A 23,741-nucleotide genomic window follows, 5' to 3' on the forward strand; every position below is an offset into this window, starting at 1 on the left:
AGGCAGAGGGAAAACAGGGCAATGGCGGAAGGATCGCAGCAGCAACCATCTCAAAGGGAACGCCAGACCGCGGTCGCGCCCCTGAACACCATCGTCAAGGAAGACATCGCGGCGGCGAGCAAGGCGGTCGACGACTGGTTGCGTTCCTTCAGCGGCGGCTACGTCACGCTGGAGCGGCTGACCATGGTGCTGGGCAGCATTCCGATCGTCGGCAACATCATGGCGCTGGTGGATGTGTTCCTGGACATCATCAGCATCGTCGAGAAGAAGGCCAAGGACGGCGTCGAAGCGTTCCTGGTCTGGGTGAGCCTGGGCATCAACCTGATTGGCTTGATCCCGCTGCCGCCGACCATGGCGGCGGCGCGCATGAGCCTGCGGCCCACGCTGCACCTTGTCAGGCAGCAGCTCAAGACGGCAGCGTCGAACCTGGGCGAGACGATCGTCGTCGTGCTGGTCGGGCATTTGAATGCGACCATCATGGGCGAACTTGACAAGTTCATCGATGGCGCCATCGCGCTGCTCGAAGACATGCTCAAGCGCTGCGCGAACCTGGCCGACCGGATCGTGGACAACCTGGTGGACATCTTGCGGCGTGTCGTGGGGCAGAAGGACCTGTTCACGGTGGCCAAGCCCGTGGCGGCCGAAACCAAGGTGCACGACCCGAAAACGCAAAGCACCTGGAGCCGGATGTGGGGCAGTGCGGTGCGCTACACCAAGGAGTCGGCGAACTACGTGGCCAAGGCTGCGGCAAGCCAATTGCCCGCGGGCGTGGCGAGCCGGGTCAACGGCGTCATCGCGCAGATGCTGGACTTCAAGCGCCTGCTGCGCGGGCAGTTGGCGAAGCTGGCCGACCGCGAGGCACAGGCCAGCATCATGTGGTTGCTGCACAAGCTCAAGGCCGCGCTGCTGCGCAAGCGGGGCCAGCGCGCGGCAATCGTGCCACCGGCAAAAGGAGCGCAGGCGGACAAGGACAAGCCCGGAGCCGCGCTCGGCCACATCAGCAAACAGGCACCCGCCCGCAAGGACCCGGGCTGCCGCAACCGGCCGGCGCGCGCGGCCGTCGGCGGCTCCATCAGCCTTGCGACCGGCAGCGAGAGCTTCGTGCATACCGATTTTGTTCTGAGCGCGCCGCTTCCAATCTCGTGGTCGCGTGTCTATCGCAGCCAGCTGGATGCATATGACCACGGCATGCTGGGCGCGCGCTGGATCACGCCGTACACGACACACATCGACATCGCGCCGCACGGCGGGCTGGTCTACCACGGTGTCGACGGGCGCAGCCACTCGTATCCGATGCTGGCCGTTGGACAGGTGCATCGCGATGCCATTGAGGACCTGACGCTGAGCCAGCTCAGCGATACGCTGTTGACGCTGGATTTCGGCAAGCAGGGCGATTGGCAAGAGATCTACGAACGTGTGGAAGGCCAGCCCCGCTACCGTCTTGTAGCGCAACAAGCGAAAGACGGCAGGTCCATCGGCCTGCGCTACGACCATGTGATCGCCTCCACCGGCGAGCAGGTACTCAGCGACATCGTCAGCAAGCAGGGCGAAGTCATCCTGGCGCACGTGGGCACGCAGCCCGATGCAAAGACAGGCCTCATCCGATCGCTGTGGGAGCTGAAAGACGGCCAGGTCGTGCGCCAGCTGGCCGCCTACACGCACGACGCGGAACGCGACCTCGTGGCGGCGCAGGACGAGAACGGCGCCAGCTGGAGCTACAACTACAGCCACCACCTGGTCACCCGCTACACCGACCGCACCGGCCGCGGCATGAACCTCGAGTACAACGGCACCGGCGCCGATGCCAAGGCCGTGCGCGAGTGGTCCGACGACGGCAGCTTTGCGCTGTCGCTCGAATGGGACGAAAACATCCGCCTGACCTACGTGACCGATGCGCTGGGCGGCGAGACCTGGTACTACCACGACATTGAGGGCTACACCTACCGCATCATCCACCCCGACAAGCTGGAGGAATGGTTCTTCCGCGACGATGCGAAGAACGTCACCCGCCACGTGCATACGGACGGGACCACCGACGACTACACCTACGACGAAGACGGCAACCTGCAGGCGCACACCAGGGCGGACGGCAGCCGCATCCACTTCGAGTACGACAACCAGCACCGCCTCACAGGCATCCGGGACGCCGAAGGCGGCGTGTGGAAGCGCGGCTACGACGCACAGGGCCACCTCACCGAAGAGACCGATCCGCTGGGCCACAAGACCGAATACGCCTACGACAAGGGCGGGCGGCCCGTGCGCGTGACCGACGCCAAGGGCGGGACGAAGCTGCTGAGCTACACGCCCGGCGGCCTCCTTGCGAGCTTCACCGATTGTTCGGGCAAGACCCGGCGTTGGGAGTACGACAGCCGCGGCCGGGTGATCAAGGCCATCGACGCTGCGGGCCAGACCACGCGCTACCGCTACAGTCCTTCGGGCGAAGGCATCGTGCAGCGTGGCGGCGGCAACTCCCCCGGTCGGCTAGAAGAGATCACCTCGCCCGACGCTACGCGGGAGCACTTCGTGCACGATGCCGAAGGGCGGCTGCTCGCGCACATCGACGCGCTCGGCCGCAGAAGGCGCTACAGCTACACGCGCGCGGGCCTTGTGTCCGGCCGCACCGACGCCGCAGGCCATTCGCTCAGCTACCAGTGGGATCTGCTCGGCCGGTTGACCGAACTGCAGAACGAGAATGGCAGCCGCTACAGCTTCAGCTACGACCCCGTGGGCCGGTTGCTCCAGGAAACCGGCTTCGATCGCAAGACCACGAGCTACCGCTACGAAGAAGGCACAGGCCGGTTGGTGGCGGTAGAAGAGGGCGCACGCGCGATGCAGCTGCGATCCGATGCGATGGGGCGACTTGTCGAACGCACTGCCGGCGAGGAGACCGAGCGCTTCGCATTCGACGGCAATGGCCGCATGATCGAGGCCGCCAACCGTAATGCGCGCCTGCAGTGGTTCTACGACCCGGCCGGCAACCTCACGCGTGAGCATCACCATTACATTGCGAACGCGCGCACGGCAATCTGGCAGCACCGCTACGACGAGCTCAACCAGCGCGTCGCGACGATTCGCCCTGACGGCCACACCACCCAGTGGCTGACCTACGGGTCTGGGCATGTGCACGGCCTCCTGCTCGACGGCGAAGACATTCTGGGGTTCGAACGCGACGACCTTCACCGCGAAGTCTTGCGCGAACAGCACAACGGCCTCAGCCAACGGCTGCGCTACGACGCCGGCGGCCGGCTGCTGCAGCAGGACATCGCGCAAACCCGGCCGAGCGCGATCGAGGCGCTGCAACTGCGCCGCAGCTACAGCTACGACAAGGCTGGCCACCTGATCGCCATCGGCGACAGCCGCCACGGCAACTTCAGCTACCGCTACGACGCCGCTGACCGCCTCGTGGAGGCGAACAGCCGCCTCGGCCGCGAGGTGTTTGCCTTCGACCCTGCCGGCAACATCGCCAGCCCGGCGATCACCGGGTTCGCGGCCGAGCAAGCCACGGCGCACAAGCTGCTCGACAACCTGCTGAAGGAATATGCCGGCACCCGCTATCGCTACGACGAGCATGGCAACCTCATCGAGCGCACGCGCAATGGGCGCAAGACCGCCTTTGCATGGGATGGATTCGGCCGCATGACCGGTGCCACCGTCGAAGACGGCACCGCCACCACCTTCAGCTACGACCCGATGGGCCGGCGCATAGCCAAGCACGCCCACGATGCCGTGACGCTGTTCGGTTGGGACGGCGACACACTGGCTTTCGAAAGCACCCAGACCTTCGCGGGTGCGCAAGAGCAGCAAGGCCGGGGCTGGAGCGTGCACTACATCCATGAGCGAAACTCTTTCGTGCCGCTGGCGCAGGTGCGCCAGGCCCAGGCCATTGCCTTGAGCAAGACGCCCGACGTGAAGGCGTTGATGGCAGCCAACGGCGGTGCCTACGACATCGAGCAAGACCCGCTCTGGAACGGCGAAGAGCAACCCGAGCCCGAAGGCTTCACCCGGGACGAGATCGCCTTCTACCAATGCGACCATCTTGGCACGCCGCACGAACTCACCGACCACGAAGGTCGCGTGGCATGGTCCGCCCGGTACAAGGCCTGGGGCGAGGCGCGCGAAGCCATCAGCGAGGCCGGGCGGCGCGCGGGCCTTGCGAACCCGATCCGCTTTCAGGGCCAGTATTTCGATGCCGAAACTGGCCTGCACTACAACCGCCACCGTTACTACGACCCGGCCAGCGGCCGCTACGTGTCGCGCGATCCGCTGGGCTTGGCGGGCGGGCGCAATCTGCATGTGTACGCGGGCAACAACCCGGTGCGCGGCATCGACCCGCTGGGGCTGGTGGATATCAACATGTTCCCGCACGACGAGGCGATCCGAAAGTCGGCGGACAACATTCCGAATCCGCCGGGCGGTTTCACTGTGGGCGGGCACGGCGACTCGAGAGCCATGTGGAACGCCGCACACGACCGCGTGGAGCCCGACCAGCTTGCCGAGAAGATCCGGGCGCACCCGTCGTACAAGGAGGGGCAGCATGTGGTCTTGATGTCGTGCAATACCGGCAAGGGCGAGGCCCCTTTTGCGCAGCACCTTGCTAATGAGCTCAACGCGCCTGTGAGTGCGCCGGACAACTTCCTGTGGATCTGGCCGGACGGAAAAACGGTGCCAATGGGTATGACGCCCGACAGAAAGATGGTCCCCTCTGACCCGGGCAAATGGCGCACATTCAGGCCACTGTGATAAAGCAGATATACGGCAAATTGCTCACTGGGCCAGCGGTGGTTGCGCTGGCATTTTCTCTTTCGCATCTCACGGAGAGCCATTGCATGGACAACAGTACCCCCCCCTCCGAGGGCCCTACCACCGGCGCTGCGAGTTTCGCATTGACGCTGCAGCAGCAGGCCGAGCTGATGTCGAAAGCGGAGGCTGGAGATGCCGAAGCCGCATTTCGGCTTTCGGGGTACTACGGATTCGTACGCCAGGATTACGAGCAGGAGCAGCGCTGGCTCACGGTGGCCGCCAAGAACGGCCATGCGACAGCGCAATACAACCTCGCCTCCGACCTGAGCAGAGGCGGCAAGGACCTCGTCCAGGCCGCGCGCTGGGCCACGGAGGCGCTCCAGAAAGGCCATGAAAGTGCAGACCGGCTCCTGGGCGCGATCGAGGCGGCACAGTCCGCCATGCTCGCGCCCGAAGAGCAGGCCGCGCTGGCCGCAAAGGCTGGGGCCGGCGATGCCGACGCGGCGTTCCGGCTTTCGAGGTACTACAACTTCGTGCACAAGGACCGCGCGCAAACACGACGATGGCGCAAGCTCGCGGCAGAGGGCGGCAATGCGGCGGCGCAATACGATCTTGCCGTCGCCCTGTACATGGACGGCGAGCAACTCGCTGAGGCTGCGCGCTGGGCTGCAGAGGCACGCAAGAACGGCGATGCGGATGCAGGCCGGCTGCTGCGGGAGATCGAGGCGCTGCAGTCCGCCTCACTTACACCCAAAGAAGAAGCCGCGCTGGTCACGAAGGCCGAGGCCGGCGATGCCGAGGCCGCGTTCCGGCTTTCGAAGTACCACCACTTCGTGCACCAGGACGGCCGGGTGCGGGGGCGGCGTTGGCTTGTCCGGGCAGCCGAGGGCGGCCAGACGACGGCGCAGTACGACCTTGCCGTGGTCCTGCAATTGGACGGCGGCTCCCTGGCTCAAGCCATGCGCTGGGCCGCGCAGGCACGCAGCAACGGCGATGCGGATGCGGAACGGCTGCTACAGAGAATTGAAGCCATGCGCTCCGGAAGCCGCTGAGCACCCACCGATGACACGCCCGGCTTTGCCCGCACCGTTCTTGTCTCTTTCATATGCAATGGAGAACAGTCATATGGACCGCGACGCTCCCGGATCGACCTCGTCTCTCTCGCCCATCTCGGGCGCTCAGAGCTTTGCGCTCACTGACGAGCAGCGCATTGCGCTGGCCGCAAAGGCCGAGGCCGGCAACCCCGAGTCTGCCTTTCGCCTCTCGCTGTACTACACCTTCACCTTCTCCGACGCCGAACAGGCCATGCACTGGCTGTCGATGGCGGCCAAGGGCGGCCATGGCATTGCGCAGCACAATCTCGCCTACGACCTGTACATGGATGGCACGGACCTCGAAAAGGCCGCGTACTGGGCTGCGGAGGCGCAGAAAAACGGCAATGTCGAAGCCGGCTGGCTGCTAATGGAAATCGAGACTGCGAAGGTCGTTTCCGGGTGGAGCCCGCTGACATGAGCTCGCAGTTGATCATCCTTGCCCACGACATGTGGCGCAAGGGCGCAGGCGGAGCGCCGGCTGGCCTGGTCGGACAAGCCGACAGCTTCGCCTACGCGGGGCTCGATCTGGGCCTGGCGCAGTTCGCCGGCTCGACTTTCGCGGGCACCAGCTTCACTGGCACCAGTTTCAAGCAGGCGGGCTGGAGCGCCTGCCAGTTCACGGGCTGCAACTTCACGCAGTGCGACTTCAGCGGCATAGCGATTACCGGTTGCACCTTCGTCAACTGCAGCTTCAGGCGCGCGAACTTCGACGGCGGCAGCATCGGTGCCAGCACCTTCACGCAGTGCCGGTGGGACGACATCAGCTTCGCGCGCGGCCGGTGGAACGACGTCGGCGTGCTGAACTGCAGCGGCACCGTGGTGCATGCGCAGGGCCTGCAAGGACGCAGCGTGGACTTCTCGAACAGCACGTTCGAACAGCTGGAGTTCCAGGGCGCGAACATCAACTGACAGGGAACAGATAAATGGCAGGGACGGACGAAAGCAAGGCGCCGGTGCAGCGCGAACCGCAGACGGCAGTGGCGCCGCTGAACACCATCGTCGATGAAGACGTCGCTGCGGCCAGCAAGGCGGTGGACGACTGGCTGCGTTCGTTCACGGGCGGCTATGTGACGCTCGAGCGCCTGACCATGGTGCTGGGCAGCCTGCCCATCGTCGGCAACATCATGGCGCTGGTGGACGTGTTTCTGGACCTCATCAACATCGTCGAGAAGAAGGCCAAGGACAGCGTTGGCGCGTTCCTGAACTGGGTCAGCCTGGGCATCAACCTGATCGGGCTGATTCCAGCGCCACCGACCATGGCGGCGGCCCGCATGAGCCTGCGGCCCACGCTGCACCTGGTGCGCCAGCAGCTGAAGACCGCCACTTCCAATCTGGGCGAAGCGATCATCACCACGCTGGTGGGGCACCTGAACGCCACCATCGTCGGCGAATTGGAAACCTTCATCGACAAGGCCATCGGGCTGCTTGGCGAGATGCTGAAAGGCTGCGCGAACCTGGCCGACGACATCGTGGACAACCTGGTCGACATCCTGAACCGCGTGCTCGGAAAGAAGGACCTGTTCAGCGTCGGTACGCCGCCGGTGCCCGAATCCAAGGTGTATGACCCGAACACCGAGAGTACCTGGAGCCGCATGTGGGGCAGCGCGGTGCGCTACTCGAAGCAGTCAGCCAACTACGTGGCAAAGAAGGCTACCGACTACCTGCCGGAGAGCGTGGCGGGACGGGTCAATGGCGTGATCCAAAGCTTGTTGGATTTCAAGATCAGCTTCCGCGCGCAGCTCGTGAAGCTGGCGGACAAGGAAGCGCAGGCCAGCATCATGTGGCTGCTGCACAAGCTGCTGGAGGCCATCAAGCGAAAGAAGGGGCGGCGCGCGGCCATTGTGCCGCCGCGTTCAGGCGCGGTGTCGGAGCAGGACAGGCCGGGGAACCAGCTGGGGCATATCAACAAGCAGGCCGCAGGACAGAACGATCCCAAGGCTTGCAAGAACTGCCCCGGAGTTTCAAGCACTCCAAATTCCATCAGCTTCGTAACGGGCAGCGAGAGCTTCACGCACACCGATTTTTCGCTGGCGGCGCCGCTGCCCATCGAATGGGCGCGCACCTATCGCAGCGACCTCGACGCCTACGACCGGGGCAGCCTGGGTGCGCGCTGGCTCACGCGCTACAGCATGCGCGTGGACCTTGCCACGCCGGCCAAGGGCCGGCGCCAGGGGAAGCCCAGCCTCGTCTACCACGGCGACGATGGCCGCAGCCATGCCTATCCGCTGCTGGCCCCGGGCCAGGCACACCGCGATGCCATTGAAGAAATAACGCTCACGCGGCTCAGCGAAACCTTGTTGACGCTGGACTTCGGCAAACCGTTGCCCATCGGCGAGCAAGCCGAATGGCGCGAAATCTATGAACTTGTCGAACTGCGCGGTCAGCGGCATTTCCGGCTCGTGAGCTTGCAAACCAAGGATGGCGCCGCCATCGGCCTGCGCTACGACCACGTGATCGCATCCACCGGCGAACAGGTGTTGAGCGACATCGTCAGCAAGCAGGGCGATGTCGTCATGGCGCATGTAGGCACGCAGCCCGATGCGCAGACGGGCCTCATCCAGTCGCTGTGGGAGCTGAAAGACGGCCAGGTCGTTCGCCAGCTGGCCGCCTACACGCACGATGCCGATCGCGACCTGGTCGCGGCACAGGACGAGAACGGCGCGAGCTGGAGCTACAGCTACTCGCACCACCTGATCACCCGCTACACCGATCGCACCGGCCGCGGCATGAACTTGGAGTACAACGGCACCGGTGCCGACGCCAAGGCCGTGCGCGAATGGTCCGACGACGGCAGCTTTGCGACCACGCTCGAGTGGGACCCAAACATCCGTCTGACCTACGTCACCGATGCGCAGGGCGGCGAGACCTGGTACTACTACGACATCCGGGGCTACACCTACCGCATCATCCATCCGGACAAGCTGGAGGAGTGGTTCTTCCGCGACGACGCGAAGAACGTCACGCGCCACGTGCACACCGACGGCAGCACCGACGACTACGCTTACGACCAAGACGGCAACCTGCAGACGCACACGCGCGCCGACGGCAGCCGTGTGCATTTTGAATACGACAAGCTGCACCGCCTCACCGGCCTGCGCGATGCCGAGGGCGGCGTATGGAAGCGCGACTACGACGCGCAAGGCCACCTCACTGAAGAGATCGACCCGCTGGGCCACAAGACCGAGTACGCCTACGACAAGGCCGGGCGGCCGGTGCGCATCACCGATGCGAAGGGCGGCGTCAAGGTACTCGCCTACGCACCGTCGGGCCAGCTCGCGAGCTACACCGATTGCTCCGCCAAGACCAGCCGGTGGGAGTACGACGAACGTGGCCGCCTCGCCAAAGCTGTCGACGCCGCCGGCAGCACCATCATCTATCGCTACGCAGCCGGGCAGCTCGAAGAAATCGTGCTGCCCGACGAAACGAGCGAGCATTTCACGCACGACGCCGAAGGGCGCTTGCTCGCGCACGCCGACGCCCTCGGCCGGCGCACGCGCTACAGCTACACGCGCGCGGGTCTCATCGAGGGGCGCACCGACGCGGCCGGCCGCTCGCTCAAGTACCACTGGGACCTGCTGGGCCGCCTCACCGAGCTGCAGAACGAAAACGGCAGCCACTACAACTTTCGCTACGACCCAGTGGGCCGCCTGATCGAAGAAACCGGCTTCGACCGCAAGACCACCGAGTACCTCCACGAAGCAACCACCGGCAAGCTCTCCGAAGTGATCGAGGCCGGCCGCACGACGCAACTGCAGTTCGATGCGCTGGGCCGCCTTGTCGAGCGCAACGCCAGCGAGGGCCAGTGCGAGCGCTTTGCCTACGACCGCAACGGCCGCCTGCTGGAGGCCGCCAATCGCGACGCGCGGCTGCAGTGGTTCTACGACCCCGCCGGCAACCTGACGCGCGAGCACCACCATTACCTCGCGAACGCGCACACGGCCGTCTGGCAGCACCGCTACGACGAACTCAACGAACGCATCGCGACCGTGCGCCCCGATGGCCACGTCACGCAGTGGCTGACCTATGGCTCCGGCCACGTGCACGGCCTGCTCATCGACGGGCAGGACATTCTCGGCTTCGAGCGCGACGACCTGCACCGCGAAGTGGCCAGGGAGCAGGGCAACGGCCTGAGCCAGCGCCAGAAGTACGACCCGGCCGGCCGCCTGCTGGAGCAACGCATCTCCCACACCGGGCGCGGCGCCATCGAGGCGCTGGAGCTCAGCCGCCGCTACACCTACGACAAGTCCGGCCAGCTCACCGCCATCGGCGACAGCCGCCGCGGCCGGCTGGACTATCGCTACGACCCCGTAGGCCGCCTGCTCGAAGCCCACGGCCGCCTGGGCCGCGAAGTGTTCGCCTTCGACCCCGCGGGCAACATCGTCGATCCCGCCCAGGCTGAAGGCCCCGCGCAGCGGACGGCGAACAAGCTGCTCGACAACCTGCTGAAGGAATACGCCGGGACCAGCTACCGCTATGACGAGCGCGGCAATCTCGTCGAGCGCGTGAAGAACGGTCGCAAGACGGTCTTTGCGTGGGACGGCTTCAACCGCATGACGGCGGCGACCGACCACGACGGCATCACCATCACCTTCAGCTACGACCCATTGGGCCGCCGCATCGTCAAGCGATCAGGCGACGCGACCACCTCGTTCGGATGGGACGGCGACGTGCTCGCGTTCGAGAGCACGCAAAGCGCTGCCGCGTTGAACGAACAGCAAGGGCAGGGGTGGAGCGTGCACTACATCCACGAGCGCAATTCGTTCGTGCCGCTGGTGCAGATCAGGCAGCCGCGCGCAATGGCGCTGAGCGAGACGACGGATGTGAAGGCGCTGATGGAGACCAATGGTGGCGTCTATGACATCGAGCAGGATCCGCTGTGGAACGGCGAACAGCGGAGCGTGCCGCGTGCGTTCGACAGGAAGGATATGGCCTTCTATCAGTGCGACCACCTGGGCACGCCGCAGGAACTGACGGACCATGAGGGGAGCATTGCGTGGTCGGTGCAGTACAAGGCCTGGGGCGAGGCGCGGGAGGCCATCAGCGAGGCAGGGAGAAGAGCGGGGTTCAGGAACCCGATTCGGTTCCAGGGACAGTATTTCGATGAGGAAACGGGGCTGCACTACAACCGGTATCGGTACTACGACCCGTTGTCGGGTCGGTTTGTCTCCAGTGATCCAATCAAGCTGGCTGGGGGCAACAATCTGCACCAGTACGCGCCGAATCCTCTCGACTGGACTGACCCGCTCGGATTGGCAGGCAATCGGGCCAACCGCAGGGCCGGTCAAATTCTTCAGCAGCAAGACGCTGCTTCAGGCGGCCATGCGTACTCGCGGCACGGGGCACACACCACGCTGCCACAGCAGCAGCATCGTGCCAAGACGGGGGTGCCACCAGATCAACCCTGCAAAAAGCTCAAGTCAAGCGGCCCGAATTCAACGCGCTTCCTGAGCAACATTGATCAGCTCGATGCGATTCAACGCGGGAAGACGGCAATGGATCGCACGGGAACCAACGAAGCTACGATCAATATGGGGCGCGACATTGGTGAGGGTTACAGGAAAGGCGGCGGAGGCTGTCCAGAAACCACCACTCATGCAACTGTAGTTAGAGGTCCCAAAGGGATCATCACTGCATATCCGGATCTCGATCCATGACGACACAAATATTTCCTCGCTACATCCACAAGATGTACTACTACCTGCTCGCCATGAGCGATGACGAGCTCGATGAGTTCCACATTAATGAAGAGCCTTGTCGCGCCAAGCTGTTCGATGCAATGAAGGCGGACTTCGATAGCTTCGGGCCAGTGAGCAAGCAAAGAGTTCTGGAAGCCCTGGAGTACATCTGGTCGTCTGGTCAGATCGAGAAGCTCTGGGGTTGGGTAGTGCCGCAAGCAGTGGACCTCGATGAAGTTGAGGACAAGCCTGCCTACTTGCGCGCCCTGTACAAAAAGCTTTCTGACCACGAGCCGCAGCACAGAGACTTCGGCCCGGATGTCGAGTTGGTCGAGAGCGCGGGACCGCAAGGCGTTGACGTGCGCGAGTAGTTCTTCCGTTGGCACCAGCACCTTCACGCAGTGTCAATCGGACGACATCAGCTTTGCGGGCGGCCAAACGTGTGAAGAACGGTCGCAAGACGGTCTTCGCGTGGGACGGCTTCAACCGCATGACGGCGGCGACCGACCACGACGGCCTCACCACCACCTTCAGCTACGACCCATTGGGCCGCCGCATCGTCAAGCGATCAGGCGACGCGACCACCTCGTTCGGATGGGACGGCGACGTGCTCGCGTTCGAGAGCACGCAAAGCGCTGCCGCGTTGAACGAACAGCAAGGGCAGGGGTGGAGCGTGCACCAATGGTGGCGTCTATGACATCGAGCAGGATCCGCTGTGGAACGGCGAACAGCGGAGCGTGCCGCGTGCGTTCTTCCGTTCTGTAGTTCATGTGGACATGTGATGGGTCGGCTTGGCGTATGTGATGGAGCAAAAAAATAAGTGGACCATTTAGTGACGCCGAAGAAGAAGATCTCGAAACCCTCGAGCACGAACTGACGAGTGGCGAGGTTACTTACAGCCGAATGATGAAGATGGATGCGGAGCTCTTACTCGCATCTATCAAAAGCGGACAGGTCGAAAAAAAATCAGTCCATCTACTGAGTTGAATTTGCTGGTTCAACACCTTCAAGCGGCAATCGCCAGCTTCGGCACTGACGATAGTGACGAGGTGCGAAGATCGCGCAGAGTCGAGCTAGTGAGGCTTTGTAGTCGCCTCGAAAGCGAACGACCGGACCTTGCTGCACTGATTCGATGTGCCGTGTGTTGCTTCTATGAGGAAGGCGGCTGGGACCCTGATAAAGAAGAAGACGCGACGCCTATCCCGCTCTACCTTTTTCTGCTCAAACGATTCAATCCCGATATGGGAGCGGCGCTTCTGACATACGCGCGTATGCAGCTGCTTGGTTTCTGACAGTGCCTCGCAAAAAATGAGCGATGCAGCGATTCTTTCAAGACTCGCACCAATGATCCAAGCCAAAAAAGATCTTCTGGGTCAATGGCGAATATTTGCGCGAAGGCGAAGTTTCAAGGCAAGCCGGATCAGACGACTCCTCTGGTCGACTCCGGGTTTTCGATAACTAAATCCACTTGATTTAGTCGCTCTCCTGGCCGATAGTCTCCCTGCGCCCGGATGCCGCGTCCCTCGCCGGACCCGCTACCGGATCCCAAGACCGCAGGCGCACGCCGTCTGCCCATGGAGACACACACATGCTCAGCTCCCGTTCCATCCTGGCCCTGGCGGCCATGTCCCTCGCCGCATCGTCCGCCGCCTTTGCCGCCGATCAGCCGGTCATCGGCCTCGTCACCAAGACCGAAACCAATCCCTTCTTCGTGAAGATGAAGGAGGGCGCGCAGGAAGAGGCCAAGAAGCTCGGCGCCAAGCTGCTTTCGGGCTCGGGCAAGGCCGACGGCGACAACGCGGGCCAGATCACGGCCATGGAAAACATGATTGCCGCGGGTGCCAAGACCATCCTCATCACGCCGAGCGACGCCAAGGCCATCGTGCCGGCGATCAAGAAGGCGCGCGACAAGGGCGTGATGGTGATTGCGCTCGACAGCCCGGCCGATCCGCCGGACGCAACCGACGCGCTTTTTGCCACCAACAACTACACGGCCGGCGTGCTGATCGGCGAATACGCCAAGGCCGCGATGGCCGGCAAGCCGGCAAAGATCGTTGCGCTCGACCTGCTGCCGGGCCACCCGGTGGGTGCGCAGCGGCACAACGGCTTCATGAAGGGCTTCGGGCTCGCGGCCAACGATGCCAAGTCGAACGAGCTGTCGAAGTCGCCTGAAATCGTCTGCATGGCCGACAGCTTCGGCGACCAGGCCAAGGCGCAGACGGCGATGGAAAACTGCCTGCAGAAGGCGCCCGACGTGAACCTGGTCTACACCATCAACGAGCCCGCCGCGGCCGGTGCCTACAACGCGCTGAAGCGCGCGGGCAAGGAGAAGGGCGTGATGATCGTCTCCGTGGACGGTGGCTGCCAGGGCATCAAGGACACCAACGCCGGCGTGATCGCGGCGACGTCGCAGCAGTACCCGCTCAAGATGGCGGCCATGGGCGTGGCGGCGGGCGTGGAATATGCCAAGACGGGCAAGAAGGCTTCGGGTTACGTCGACACGGGCGTGACGCTCATCGCCGGCAAGAGCGTGGCGGGCGTCGACAGCAAGGACACCAAGACGGGCGCCGAGCTGTGCTGGGGCAAGAAGTAATCAAGGCCCGGAGCACCTTGATGGCGAAATCTCCGACGCACCACATTCCGTGGGGCGCCCTGGGGCCGTGGCTGGCCCTGCTTGGCGCATGCATCTTCTTTGCGACCCAGTCCGACCGCTTTCTGACGGGCGGCAACCTCTCGCTGATCATGCAGCAGGTGATGGTGGTCGGCGTGATCGCCATCGGCCAGACGCTGATCATTCTCACGGCGGGCATCGACCTGTCGTGCGGCATGGTGATGGCGCTGGGCAGCATCATCATGAGCAAGTTCGCCACCGAGCTCGGGCTGCCGGTGCCGGTGGCCATTTTGTGTGGCATCGGTGTGACGACGCTGTTCGGCCTGCTCAACGGTTTGCTGGTCACGCGCATCAAGCTGCCGCCGTTCATCGTGACGCTGGGCACGCTGAACATCGCGTTTGCGATTACGCAGCTGTATTCGTCCTCGCAGACCATTACCGATCTGCCCGCCGGCCTCACGGGGCTGGGCACCACCTTCACCATCGGCAGCGCCGAAGTGACCTGGGGCGCGGTGCTGATGCTGGTGCTCTATCTGCTCGCATGGTTCGTGCTGCGCGAGACGGCGGCGGGCCGGCATATCTACGCAGTAGGCAACAACGCCGAGGCCACGCGCCTGGTCGGCATTCCCACCCAACGCGTGCTTCTGGGCGCGTATGTGGCCGCGGGCGTGCTCTACGGCATTGCCTCGCTGCTGTCGGTGGCGCGCACCGGCGTGGGCGACCCGAACGCGGGGCAGACCGAAAACCTTGATGCCATCACGGCCGTGGTGCTTGGCGGCACCAGCCTGTTCGGCGGCCGCGGCGTGGTGCTGGGTTCGCTCATCGGCGTGCTGATCGTCGGCGTGTTCCGCAACGGGCTCACGCTGATGGGCGTCTCGTCGATCTACCAGGTGCTGGTTACGGGCGTGCTGGTGATTCTTGCCGTGGCGGCCGATCAACTCTCGCGCCGGGGAGCCCGCTGATGAACACTGTGGCAAATCCGAAAATCATCATGCAGGCCAAGGGCCTGGTGAAGCGCTATGGCCACGTCACGGCGCTAGACGGTGTCGACTTCGAGCTGCGCGAAGGAGAAATCCTCGCGGTGATCGGCGACAACGGCGCGGGCAAGTCGTCGCTCATCAAGGCGCTTTCGGGCGCCATCGTGCCCGACCAGGGCGAAATCCTGCTCGACGGCGCACCCGTGCACTTTCGCAATCCGCTCGACGCGCGCCGCGCCGGCATCGAGACGGTTTATCAAGACCTGGCCGTGGCGCCGGCCATGACCATCTACGAGAACCTCTTTCTCGCCGCGAGCTGCGCCGCCCGGGCTTCATGGGCAATGTGCTGCGCATGCTCGACAAGAAGAAGATGCTGCAGGAGAGCAGCGCACGCATGGCGGACCTGAAGGTCGGCATCCAGTCGATGACGCAGGCGGTGGAAACGCTCTCCGGCGGCCAGCGCCAGTGCGTGGCCGTGGCGCGCAGCGCGGCCTTCGCGCGGCACGTGGTCATCATGGACGAGCCGACCGCCGCACTCGGCGTGAAGGAAGGCAACATGGTGCTCGAGCTGATCCGCCGCGTGCGCGATCGTGGCCTGCCGGTGGTGCTCATCAGCCATAACATGCCGCATGTGTTCGAGGTGGCCGACCGCATCCACGTGGCGCGGCTCGGCAAGCGCGCGGCTGTGCTCAACCCGAAGAAGATCAGCATGAGCGACACGGTGGCCGTGATGACCGGCGCCATGACTGCCGACCAGCTGCCCGCGGAGGCCCATGCCTGATGCAGAAGCTGCTGCGCGCCCACCCGACCTGTTGCGCCCGCGCGGCTCCAACCAGGTCGGCATGCGCCAGTTCAACGAACGCGTGGTGCTGCAGGCGCTGCGCGTTCACACCAGCCTGCCCAAGGCCGAGCTCGCGCGGCTCACCGGGCTGAGCGCGCAGACCATCGGGCTCATCACCGCGCGGCTGGAGGAAGACCAGCTCATCGTCAAGCAGGGCCGCGTGCGCGGCCGCATCGGGCAGCCTTCGGTACCGCTGGCGCTCAACCCTGACGGGGCCTTTGCCATCGGCATCAAGGTGGGCCGGCGGGGTGCCGAATGGCTGCTCATCGACTTTGCCGCGCAGGTGCGCGAGCGCCATGCCATCAGCTACGAGTTTCCCGATGCGGAGCAGCTGCTGCCCGCGATTGCGCAGCACATCCACCGGCTGCGCGACGGACTGGGCCCGCTGGCGGTGCGCACCGTGGGCGCGGGGCTGGCCGCGCCGTTCCAGCTGGGCGGCTGGCACCGCACGCTCGGCTTGTCGAAGGCGCAGTCCGACGTGTGGAACCAGATGGATCTGGCCGCCGAGGTACGCGCGCGCACCGAGGTGCCGGTGGGTTATGCGCGCGACACCGTGGCCGCCTGCGTGGCCGAGCTGGTCACGGGCCGTGGCCACGATCTCAAGAGTTTTCTGTATGTGTTCGTCGACACCTTCGTGGGCGGCGGGCTCGTCATCAACTCGCACCTGCATACCGGCGCGCACGGCAACGCGGGGGCGTTGGCTTCGCTGCCCATGCAGCCTGCTGCGGCCGGCGGTGCGCCCGCGCAACAGCTGATTGCCGTGGCCTCGCTCTGGGAGCTGGAGCAGCGCCTGCGCAGGGAGGGCCTCGATGCCACCGCGGCCTACGACGACCGCGCCTTGCAGGCGCCTTTTGCGGCGGCAACGCAAGCCTGGCTTGCCTCGGCATCGGTGGCGCTGGCCCATGCCATTGCAAGCGGCACGGCGGTGCTCGACCTCGCCGACGTGGTGATGGACGGCTCGATGTCGCGTTCGCTGCTGGAGGCGCTGCTGGAGCAGACGCGCGCTGCTCTGGGCCGGTGCAACTGGGAAGGCATCTGGCAGCCGCGCCTGCATGGCGGAAGGGCCGGTGCGCAAGCCTGCGCGCTGGGCGGTGCGATGCTGCCGCTGCACGCCAACTTCGCGCCGGACCACGACGTGTTCCTGAAGGCGGCCTGAGGCGGCCGGCCCGAGCCGCTTACGGCCTCGCCGCTGCTTGCAGGTTGCGCGGCACTCGCAGCGTGCTCGCGCGTGCGCCCTCGGGGCAAGGCCCGTCGGAATAGGCGGCATCGCCCTCGGGCGTCACGCACTTGTGCACCTCGACGAAGGCGGGCACGGCCTCTGCGTGCGGCTGCGTGGGAACCACCAAGGGTGCGATCACCGCGGTCTCGAAGGTGGCGTTCGCCAGCGGCGCGCGATGGGGCGTTGGCAAGGCCGGTTCCTCGGACGACCGTGTCGCCGTGCGGTTGCCGGCCGGCACGGTGGCCTCGACGTGGGCTGGCATGACCGCGGGCGGCAAGGTTGGCGCGCGCGCGGCGCTCTCGTGCACCAGGTCTTTCAATGCCACATAGAAGAGAAACACCGCCAGCAGCGCCACGGCCAGGCACGGTGCCCAGTACCGTTCGGAGCCTGAGCCGAAGCTGGATCGGGGCGCGGCGGCCCGCGACTTCCGCGCCGCGGCCATGCCCGGCTTGTCCATCGTCTGTTCCATGGCTGAAGCTCCTTGTTCGTGTTCAGGCATTCTTGATGGCCGGCGTCGAGCGCCGCTGTAGGCCTGCACCATGCGCCCCTACGGAATTCGTCCCGAAAACGCCGTGGATAAAACCGCATCGGGGGCGCTGACCCGTTCGCGGGGCCGAAAATGCGATCCACTTGTCGAAAACCGGAAAAAAATGAGCTCCGCAGATTTCCTTTTCGCCCCTGAGGTGCAAAAGCTTTTAATGGTCGCCTACGCGGCTCCCGACCAACAGTTTTCTTCCAGCGATCTGGCCCAGCGTTCGAAGCTCGACCCCGCCGATGTGACGCGCACCCTGGAGCACCTTGTCAGCAGCGGCATCCTGAAGCGGCAAAAACCGAAGGCCGACCAGGCCGAAACCGTTTCGATCGATCGCTCGTTCCTCTTCCATGACGAACTGCGCAACATCGCGCTGAAGTCGTTCGCCGCCGCAGAGCCGGTTCGCTCGATGCTTCGCGCCAAGTTCAAGGATTCGGTCTTGCGCGCCTTCGTTCTGGGTGAGGACAAGGACGGCACCGTGGAACTCCTCGTCGTGCACGGCCAGCTGACGCCCGACGAAGCTGCCATGACGGCCGCCTGTCAGAAACTGTCGAAGAACATCCACCGCCATCTGAAGATGCACGTCATCTCGCACGCCAGGTTCAACAGCCTGACGCCGCACGACCCACTCGCGTCGAAGCTGGCGGCGCCCTGTGCGCTCGAGATCATCGCGCTGGGGGATACGAAGGCTCAACTGCCCGTCGAGAGGCTCGGCCTCTTGCAAAGCGCGAAGAAGAAATTGGCAACGCTGTCACGCCCTTCGGCGTGAGCTCGGTCAGGGCTTCCACCGGCGCAAGCCGAGCTCCTCCGCGAGTGCCTGGTAGGTCTTGATGCGGGCCTGCACGTAGTCGCCGAGCGCGGCGCCGGTGAGCGCGAAGGGATAAAGGCCGTGCCGTTCGCGCAGCGCGGCGTAGCCCGGCGCGGCAGTGGCTTCCGCAAACGCGGCGGTCCATGCGCGCACGGCAGCGTCGGGCACGTTCGCGCTGAGGTACAGGCCGCGCACGGTCGGCCAGACGATGTCCACGCCTTGCTCGCGTGCGGTCGGCACGCCGGTGAGCGCACCGCCGAGCCGCGTCTCCGACAGCACGGCCAGCAGACGCACTGCCGCGCCGCCCGCGATGGCCTGCAGCGCCTCGGCCGCATCGCCCGGGAACACGTCGACGTGCTTGCCCTGCAGCGCGCCCAGCGCATCGCCGCCGCCTTCGAAGGAGACGAAGCGCATCGCCTTGTGATCGCGCCCCGCGGCGCGCACCAGCAGCGCGGCCTTCACCCAGTCCTGGCTGCCGACCGTGCCGCCCGCGCCGAAGGCCATGCGCGAGGGGTCTTGCCGCAGAGCGGCGACCAAGTCTTGCAGTCGCTGGTAAGGCGAGTCGCGGTGCACGGCGATCACGCCGTAGTCAGTGCCCAGCGTGGCGATCCAGCGCACGGCCGAAGGGGGATGCGGGCCGAAGCGGCCCTGCGCGAGGTTGAGCAGCGAGCCGCTGGAGAACGCGACCAGCGTGCCCGGCCCGCCGAGCTGGCCGGTGGCGATGCGGTCGAAGGCGACCGCGCCGATGCCGCCCGGGAGGTAGCGCTGGGTCAGTGGCGGACGCGAAGGGCGCACCGCCTGCAGTGCATCGCGCGCGAGGGCGCAGGTGAGTTCGAAGCCGCCGCCGGCCTTGGCGGGAATCACGCAGTCGGCCGCGGCCAATGACGGATCGCCGGATTGCGCAGCGGCCCGGCAGGCGATGCCGGGGATCAGCAGCGCGGACAACGCGCGCAGCGCATGTCGGCGGTTGGAGAAGGGGATCTGCATGGAAGGTGGGCTGCTAGCTGGCCGCCGGCCGGGGCCACCAGATGATGGCATGCAGTCCCGCGCCGGCTTCGCGCGCCTCGAGCCGCAGTTCACCCCGGTGGCGCTGCGCGATCGAACGCGCAATGGCCAGCCCGAGGCCGAAGCCGCCCTGGCCCGCACGCGCGCCACGGCGAAAGCGCTGGCCCAGCGCGGCACGCTCTTCTTCGCCCAGGCCGGGGCCGTCGTCTTCTACGTTGAGGCTCCAGCCCGCGGCATCGCCGGCTGCGAAGAGGGTGATGGTTCCTTCGGCCGGCGTGTAGGTGATGGCGTTCGTCACGAGGTTGCTCAAGGCCTCGCGCAGCAGGCCCCGGTCCGCGACCGCGAAGAACTCCGGCGCGGGTGCATGGATGCCCAGGTCGATGCGCTTGGCGCGTGCCAGCGGCAGCAGATCGACGGCCACTTCGCGCAACAGCGCGGCAAGGTCGAACTCGGCGGGTTCCACCGCCACCGTGTCGCTGCGGCCGAGCGCGAGCAACTGCTGCGCGCTGCGCGTCGCGCGGCCGATCTCGGTGCCGAGCGCATCGAGCGCGGCCCGCACCTGCGCCGGGTCTTCTTCGCGCCTGGCGTAGTCGGCTTGCATCTGCAGCGTGGTCAGGTGCGTGCGCAACTGGTGCGAGGCATCGTCGAGAAACTGGCGCTGCTGCGTCACGAGATCCTGCGTGCGCGACATCTGCTGGTTGACCGCGTCCACCAGCGGGCGCACTTCGGCGGGCAGGTCGGTTTCGGCGATGCGCGTCAGGTCGTCGGGCGTGCGGGCCTGCACCTCGCGTGCGAGCCGCGACAGCGGCCGCAGTGCCGCCGCGAGTGCAATGGCGGTGCCGCACAGCAGCAGCACCAGCACCAGCCCATCGCGCAACGCGGCGCTGCGCACGAAGCGCGTGCTGAACTCCTTGCGCGAGCGCGTGCTCTCGCCCACCTGGATCAACACGCTGCGGCCGGTGCTGCCGGCGGGCGCACGGTCGAGGTCGCGCCGGTAGGCGGCGAGCCGCACGGCCTCGCCGAAGTAGGTTGCGTCGTAGAAGGCCGGCACGCCCATCGCCAGTTCGGTGGGCGGCGCGGGCAGGTCGGCGCTGCCGAGCTCGACCAGCCCGTCGGAAGTCGCTACGCGAAAGAACACCTGGCCGCTGGCCGTCAGCTCGAAGAACTCGAACATCGCGTAGGGCAGCTCCACCGAGAGGCCGCCCGACGCGGTAGAGATGTTGGCGTCGATGGACTTCAAGGCGCCCAGCAGCGAGCGGTCATAGGCCGCGTTGGCGGCGGCGAGCGCGTCATGCCGCGTCATCCACAACTCGAGGCCCGTGACCACCAGCAGGGCAGGGAACAGCAGCAGCGCGAGCCGCCGCCACAGGCTCGCGCGCCGCAACCGGTTGGCGATGCCCAGTGTCACGCGCACTCAGTCCGCTTCCAGCACATAGCCCAGGCCGCGCAGCGTGACGATGCGCACGCCGGTGCCGTCGAGCCGCCTGCGCAGCCGGTAGACAAGCACTTCGACGGCCTCGGGGTGCACTTCTTCGTCGTCGGAAAACACCCGTTCGAGAATCTGCTGCTTCGACAAGGGCTCGCCGCTGCGCTGCACCAGCACGCGCAGCACGGCCAGTTCGCGCGGCGACAGCGCCAAGGCCTCGCCCTTCAGCGCGAACTGCCGGCGTGCGCTGTCGTACACCAGCGGGCCGCACGCCAGGCGCGGATGCTCGACGCCGCGCGCGCGGCGCACCAGCGCATGCAGCCGCGCCTCGAGTTCGGCCAATGCAAAGGGCTTGGCCAGGAAATCGTCGGCACCGGCGTTGAGCGAGGCCACGCGCTCGCCCAGCGAATCGCGCGCCGTGAGGATCAGTGCCGGCAGCCGCTGGTCGCGTTCGCGCAGGCGCTGCAGCACCGTGTGGCCGTCCATGCCCGGCAGGCCCAGGTCGAGCACCAGCGCGTCGTGGTCGCGCTGCTGCAGCGCACGGTCCGCCAGCCGGCCGTCGTCCACCCATTCGACCTGGATACCCGCATGCTCCAGCGCCTTGCAGAGCCAGGTGCCCAGGGTGTGTTCGTCTTCGGCCAAGAGAATGCGCATGGGGTGATGCTAGTGGCGCCAGGTCTTTTCGGGGAACACCGCGGAACCGGCTTTGCCGGGCCGCTGGTGTTGCCCCCTGCAAGGAGGTTGGCGAAGCGACACGAAGTGCGCGAAGACTGGGGGTGTGCCAATCAGTCCGGCTTGATGTTTGCCCTTGCGATCACCTTCTGCCAGCGTGCTTGTTCGGCCGCGATGAACTGCGCGAACTGCTCGGGCGTGCCGCCGACGGCCTCGGCCGCGTCAGCGGTCAACCGCTGCATCGAATCGGGCGACTTCACGGCCTTCATCGTTTCGGCCGACAGCTTGGCCAGGTTCGCGGGCTCGATGTTCGCCGGCGCGAGCATGCCGTACCACTGCGTCATCTCGAAGCCCGGAAAGCCTTGCTCGGCCACCGTGGCGACGTCGGGCAGCTGTGGCAGGCGCTTGGCCGAGCCGGTGGCGATACAACGCACCTTGCCGGCCTTGATGAAGGGAATGATCGCCGCCGCGCCGATGGCCGAGGCATCGAGGCGGCCCGAGAGCAGGTCGGTCACCATCGGTCCGGTGCCGCGGTAAGGCACGTGCAGCATGAAGACGTTGGCCGTCATCTTCAGGTATTCGAAGGCCAGGTGGCCCGCGCTGCCGTTGCCCGCCGAACCGTAGCTCAGCTTGCCCGGCTTCGACTTGGCATAGGCGATGAACTCCTTCAGGTTCTGTGCCGGCACGTCGGGGTGCACCACGTAGAGACTCGGCACCTTGGCCAGCAGGCTCACGGGCTTGAAGTCCTTGTTGGGGTCGTAGGGCAGCTTGGCAAAGATGTACGGGTTCACCGCCAGCGTGCCGATGTGGCCCAGGATCAGCGTGTGCTGGTCGGTGCTGCGCGCCACTTCGCTCATGGCAATGTTGCCCGCTGCGCCCGGCTTGTTGTCGACGAAGACGCTCTGGCCCAGTGTGCGCGAGAGTTCGGCCGCCGTGGAGCGCGCCACGATCTCCGAGCTGCCGCCCGGCGCGAAAGGCACCACGAAGCGCACCGATTTGCTGGGCCAGCCGGCTTGCGCGGAGGCCATCGACGGCAGCAGGCCACCCAGGGCCAGTGCGCTGCCGCCCTGCAGCCACTGGCGGCGCGTGGGCTGCGGGTCGTTCAGGAAGTTGTCGGACATGGTGCTTGTCTCCATCGCTTGTTTGAAAGAAAGCCGCATCCTGCTCCACGGAGGCTGTCGGAAAGCTGTCAGTCAGATCAGGTTGCGCATGGCTTGCGCCGTTTCGCGCAGCACCGGCAGCACCCGCGCCACCGCGTCTTCGGAGCTTTCGTGGCCCATCGGCATCGTGATGTTGAGCGCGCCGACCAGCGTGCCGTGCCGGTCGCGCAGCGGCACCGCAATGCCGCGCGAATTGAGATCGAGCTGCTGTTCCGACAGCGCCCAGCCCTGCGCGCGGATGCGCGCCAGCTCGAGCTTCATGCGCTCCATGCTCGCAATGGTGTACGAGGTGAACACCTGCAGCTGCCGGTTGGCCAGCCACTCGGACAACTCGGCCTCGCCGCGCAGCGCGAGCATCAGCATGCCGGCGGCCGTGACCTGCGCCGGCACGCGCGCGCCCAGCACGTAGCCGGTGCTCATGCTTCGGTTGGGGCCGTTGCGGGCGATGTAGACCACCTCGTCGCCGTCCATCACGCTCAGATAGGCGATCTCGTGCGTGCCGGCCGCCACGCGCTGCAAGAAGGGCTGGACGATGCGCGGCAGCCGCGCCGAGTCGAGATACGACTGCCCCAGCCGCAGCACGCGCGGCGTGAGCCAGAACAGCTTGCCGTCGCTTGCCACATAGCCCATGTGCTGCAGCGTCAGCAGGTAGCGCCGCGCGGCCGTGCGCGTCATGCCGGTGCGCTCGCCGGCCTGGCTTGCGGTGAGGCGCGGATGGGCGTCGTCGAAGGCCTCGATGATGCTCACGCCGCGCTCCAGGCCGGCGATCCAGTCGCGCTTGTCGAGGCCGGCCGGGGCGGGAGAAAGATCGGTGAGATCGGTGCTCATGGGCGGAAGTGTGCAGGCGCCGCGGGCGCCTCCGCCTCCAGCCTGGATCGGGATAAACCCTGTTTTTGTACGATAAACGAACGCATCGGCACGATTGTCGGCCAAATTAGGCCTGCCCCGAGGGTGACTGGGGTGGCGAGATGGATAGAGTTC

The 23,741-nt window shown here is 65.9% G+C and carries 17 protein-coding genes and 1 pseudogene; 12 read left to right on the forward strand and 6 right to left on the reverse strand.

The genetic code is table 11. The features are described from left to right. Window positions 1-21 precede the first annotated feature (21 nt). The 11 genes and pseudogenes from ACAM55_RS08360 (at window position 22) to ACAM55_RS08410 (ending at window position 17,094) form a co-directional block, all read left to right on the forward strand. Complete coding sequence (locus ACAM55_RS08360; RefSeq protein ID WP_369655568.1) at window positions 22-4,740, forward strand: RHS repeat-associated core domain-containing protein; 4,719 nt, start codon at window positions 22-24, stop codon at window positions 4,738-4,740. Between the two features lie 143 nt (window positions 4,741-4,883). After that, window positions 4,884-5,792, forward strand: coding sequence for a hypothetical protein (locus ACAM55_RS08365; protein WP_369655569.1), 909 nt, complete (start codon window positions 4,884-4,886; stop codon window positions 5,790-5,792). 73 nt (window positions 5,793-5,865) lie between these two features. After that, window positions 5,866-6,252: a hypothetical protein gene (locus tag ACAM55_RS08370; protein WP_369655570.1), complete on the forward strand. Its 387-nt coding sequence runs from the start codon at window positions 5,866-5,868 to the stop codon at window positions 6,250-6,252. Next, complete coding sequence (locus ACAM55_RS08375; RefSeq protein ID WP_369655571.1) at window positions 6,249-6,743, forward strand: pentapeptide repeat-containing protein; 495 nt, start codon at window positions 6,249-6,251, stop codon at window positions 6,741-6,743. The genes ACAM55_RS08370 and ACAM55_RS08375 overlap by 4 nt, the downstream gene beginning before the upstream one ends. Window positions 6,744-6,757: 14 nt before the next feature. After that, window positions 6,758-11,488 (forward strand): RHS repeat-associated core domain-containing protein, encoded by a 4,731-nt coding sequence (locus ACAM55_RS08380; protein ID WP_369655572.1) that lies wholly within the window; start codon window positions 6,758-6,760, stop codon window positions 11,486-11,488. Further along, window positions 11,485-11,880: a hypothetical protein gene (locus ACAM55_RS08385; protein WP_369655573.1), complete on the forward strand. Its 396-nt coding sequence runs from the start codon at window positions 11,485-11,487 to the stop codon at window positions 11,878-11,880. The genes ACAM55_RS08380 and ACAM55_RS08385 overlap by 4 nt, the downstream gene beginning before the upstream one ends. A gap of 71 nt (window positions 11,881-11,951) precedes the next feature. Beyond that, window positions 11,952-12,206: an RHS repeat domain-containing protein gene (locus ACAM55_RS08390; RefSeq protein ID WP_369655574.1), complete on the forward strand. Its 255-nt coding sequence runs from the start codon at window positions 11,952-11,954 to the stop codon at window positions 12,204-12,206. A gap of 891 nt (window positions 12,207-13,097) precedes the next feature. Continuing rightward, window positions 13,098-14,102 carry a sugar ABC transporter substrate-binding protein gene (locus ACAM55_RS08395; RefSeq protein WP_093017668.1) on the forward strand — a complete coding sequence of 335 codons (1,005 nt, stop codon included), beginning with the start codon at window positions 13,098-13,100 and terminating at the stop codon, window positions 14,100-14,102. A 20-nt stretch (window positions 14,103-14,122) separates the two neighbouring features. Continuing rightward, window positions 14,123-15,082, forward strand: a complete 960-nt coding sequence (locus tag ACAM55_RS08400; protein WP_369655575.1) for an ABC transporter permease — start codon at window positions 14,123-14,125, stop codon at window positions 15,080-15,082. After that, window positions 15,082-15,878, forward strand: a pseudogene (locus tag ACAM55_RS08405) (ATP-binding cassette domain-containing protein). The gene ACAM55_RS08400 and the pseudogene ACAM55_RS08405 overlap by 1 nt, the downstream one beginning before the upstream one ends. Next, window positions 15,871-17,094 carry an ROK family protein gene (locus tag ACAM55_RS08410; protein ID WP_369655576.1) on the forward strand — a complete coding sequence of 408 codons (1,224 nt, stop codon included), beginning with the start codon at window positions 15,871-15,873 and terminating at the stop codon, window positions 17,092-17,094. The pseudogene ACAM55_RS08405 and the gene ACAM55_RS08410 overlap by 8 nt, the downstream one beginning before the upstream one ends. 19 nt (window positions 17,095-17,113) lie before the next feature. Here ACAM55_RS08410 and ACAM55_RS08415 read toward each other — a convergent pair whose 3' ends face one another. Then, the gene (locus ACAM55_RS08415) at window positions 17,114-17,626 is read right to left on the reverse strand and encodes a hypothetical protein (protein WP_369655577.1); all 513 of its coding nucleotides are present in this window, start codon (window positions 17,624-17,626) and stop codon (window positions 17,114-17,116) included. Between the two features lie 70 nt (window positions 17,627-17,696). Between ACAM55_RS08415 and ACAM55_RS08420 the strand changes: the two genes are divergently transcribed. Then, window positions 17,697-18,458 (forward strand): MarR family transcriptional regulator, encoded by a 762-nt coding sequence (locus ACAM55_RS08420; protein WP_369655578.1) that lies wholly within the window; start codon window positions 17,697-17,699, stop codon window positions 18,456-18,458. Between the two features lie 6 nt (window positions 18,459-18,464). Here the strand turns inward: ACAM55_RS08420 and ACAM55_RS08425 are convergent, their stop codons facing one another. The 5 genes from ACAM55_RS08425 to ACAM55_RS08445 form a co-directional block, all read right to left on the reverse strand. Further along, window positions 18,465-19,484 (reverse strand): Bug family tripartite tricarboxylate transporter substrate binding protein, encoded by a 1,020-nt coding sequence (locus ACAM55_RS08425; protein WP_369655579.1) that lies wholly within the window; start codon window positions 19,482-19,484, stop codon window positions 18,465-18,467. A 13-nt stretch (window positions 19,485-19,497) separates the two neighbouring features. Then, window positions 19,498-20,904, reverse strand: coding sequence for a sensor histidine kinase N-terminal domain-containing protein (locus tag ACAM55_RS08430; RefSeq protein WP_369656355.1), 1,407 nt, complete (start codon window positions 20,902-20,904; stop codon window positions 19,498-19,500). A gap of 12 nt (window positions 20,905-20,916) precedes the next feature. Continuing rightward, complete coding sequence (locus tag ACAM55_RS08435) at window positions 20,917-21,582, reverse strand: response regulator (RefSeq protein ID WP_369655580.1); 666 nt, start codon at window positions 21,580-21,582, stop codon at window positions 20,917-20,919. A 131-nt stretch (window positions 21,583-21,713) separates the two neighbouring features. After that, window positions 21,714-22,721, reverse strand: coding sequence for a Bug family tripartite tricarboxylate transporter substrate binding protein (locus ACAM55_RS08440; RefSeq protein ID WP_369655581.1), 1,008 nt, complete (start codon window positions 22,719-22,721; stop codon window positions 21,714-21,716). Between the two features lie 72 nt (window positions 22,722-22,793). Next, window positions 22,794-23,588, reverse strand: a complete 795-nt coding sequence (locus ACAM55_RS08445) for an IclR family transcriptional regulator C-terminal domain-containing protein (protein WP_369655582.1) — start codon at window positions 23,586-23,588, stop codon at window positions 22,794-22,796. Between the last annotated feature and the right edge of the window lie 153 nt (window positions 23,589-23,741).

It is taken from the genome of Variovorax sp. V213 (assembly GCF_041154455.1).
Lineage (GTDB): Bacteria > Pseudomonadota > Gammaproteobacteria > Burkholderiales > Burkholderiaceae_C > Variovorax.

What these genes read in the sequence shown, in the direction of transcription:
- ACAM55_RS08410 (WP_369655576.1), top strand. Translation starts at nt 15,871, where the DNA reads ATGCCTGATGCAGAAGCTGCTGCGCGCCCACCCGACCTGTTGCGCCCG.
- ACAM55_RS08440 (WP_369655581.1), bottom strand. Translation starts at nt 22,721, where the DNA reads ATGTCCGACAACTTCCTGAACGACCCGCAGCCCACGCGCCGCCAGTGG.
- ACAM55_RS08400 (WP_369655575.1), top strand. Translation starts at nt 14,123, where the DNA reads ATGGCGAAATCTCCGACGCACCACATTCCGTGGGGCGCCCTGGGGCCG.
- ACAM55_RS08445 (WP_369655582.1), bottom strand. Translation starts at nt 23,588, where the DNA reads ATGAGCACCGATCTCACCGATCTTTCTCCCGCCCCGGCCGGCCTCGAC.
- ACAM55_RS08385 (WP_369655573.1), top strand. Translation starts at nt 11,485, where the DNA reads ATGACGACACAAATATTTCCTCGCTACATCCACAAGATGTACTACTAC.
- ACAM55_RS08370 (WP_369655570.1), top strand. Translation starts at nt 5,866, where the DNA reads ATGGACCGCGACGCTCCCGGATCGACCTCGTCTCTCTCGCCCATCTCG.
- ACAM55_RS08380 (WP_369655572.1), top strand. Translation starts at nt 6,758, where the DNA reads ATGGCAGGGACGGACGAAAGCAAGGCGCCGGTGCAGCGCGAACCGCAG.
- ACAM55_RS08425 (WP_369655579.1), bottom strand. Translation starts at nt 19,484, where the DNA reads ATGCAGATCCCCTTCTCCAACCGCCGACATGCGCTGCGCGCGTTGTCC.
- ACAM55_RS08420 (WP_369655578.1), top strand. Translation starts at nt 17,697, where the DNA reads ATGCGCCCCTACGGAATTCGTCCCGAAAACGCCGTGGATAAAACCGCA.
- ACAM55_RS08375 (WP_369655571.1), top strand. Translation starts at nt 6,249, where the DNA reads ATGAGCTCGCAGTTGATCATCCTTGCCCACGACATGTGGCGCAAGGGC.
- ACAM55_RS08435 (WP_369655580.1), bottom strand. Translation starts at nt 21,582, where the DNA reads ATGCGCATTCTCTTGGCCGAAGACGAACACACCCTGGGCACCTGGCTC.
- ACAM55_RS08360 (WP_369655568.1), top strand. Translation starts at nt 22, where the DNA reads ATGGCGGAAGGATCGCAGCAGCAACCATCTCAAAGGGAACGCCAGACC.
- ACAM55_RS08395 (WP_093017668.1), top strand. Translation starts at nt 13,098, where the DNA reads ATGCTCAGCTCCCGTTCCATCCTGGCCCTGGCGGCCATGTCCCTCGCC.
- ACAM55_RS08415 (WP_369655577.1), bottom strand. Translation starts at nt 17,626, where the DNA reads ATGGAACAGACGATGGACAAGCCGGGCATGGCCGCGGCGCGGAAGTCG.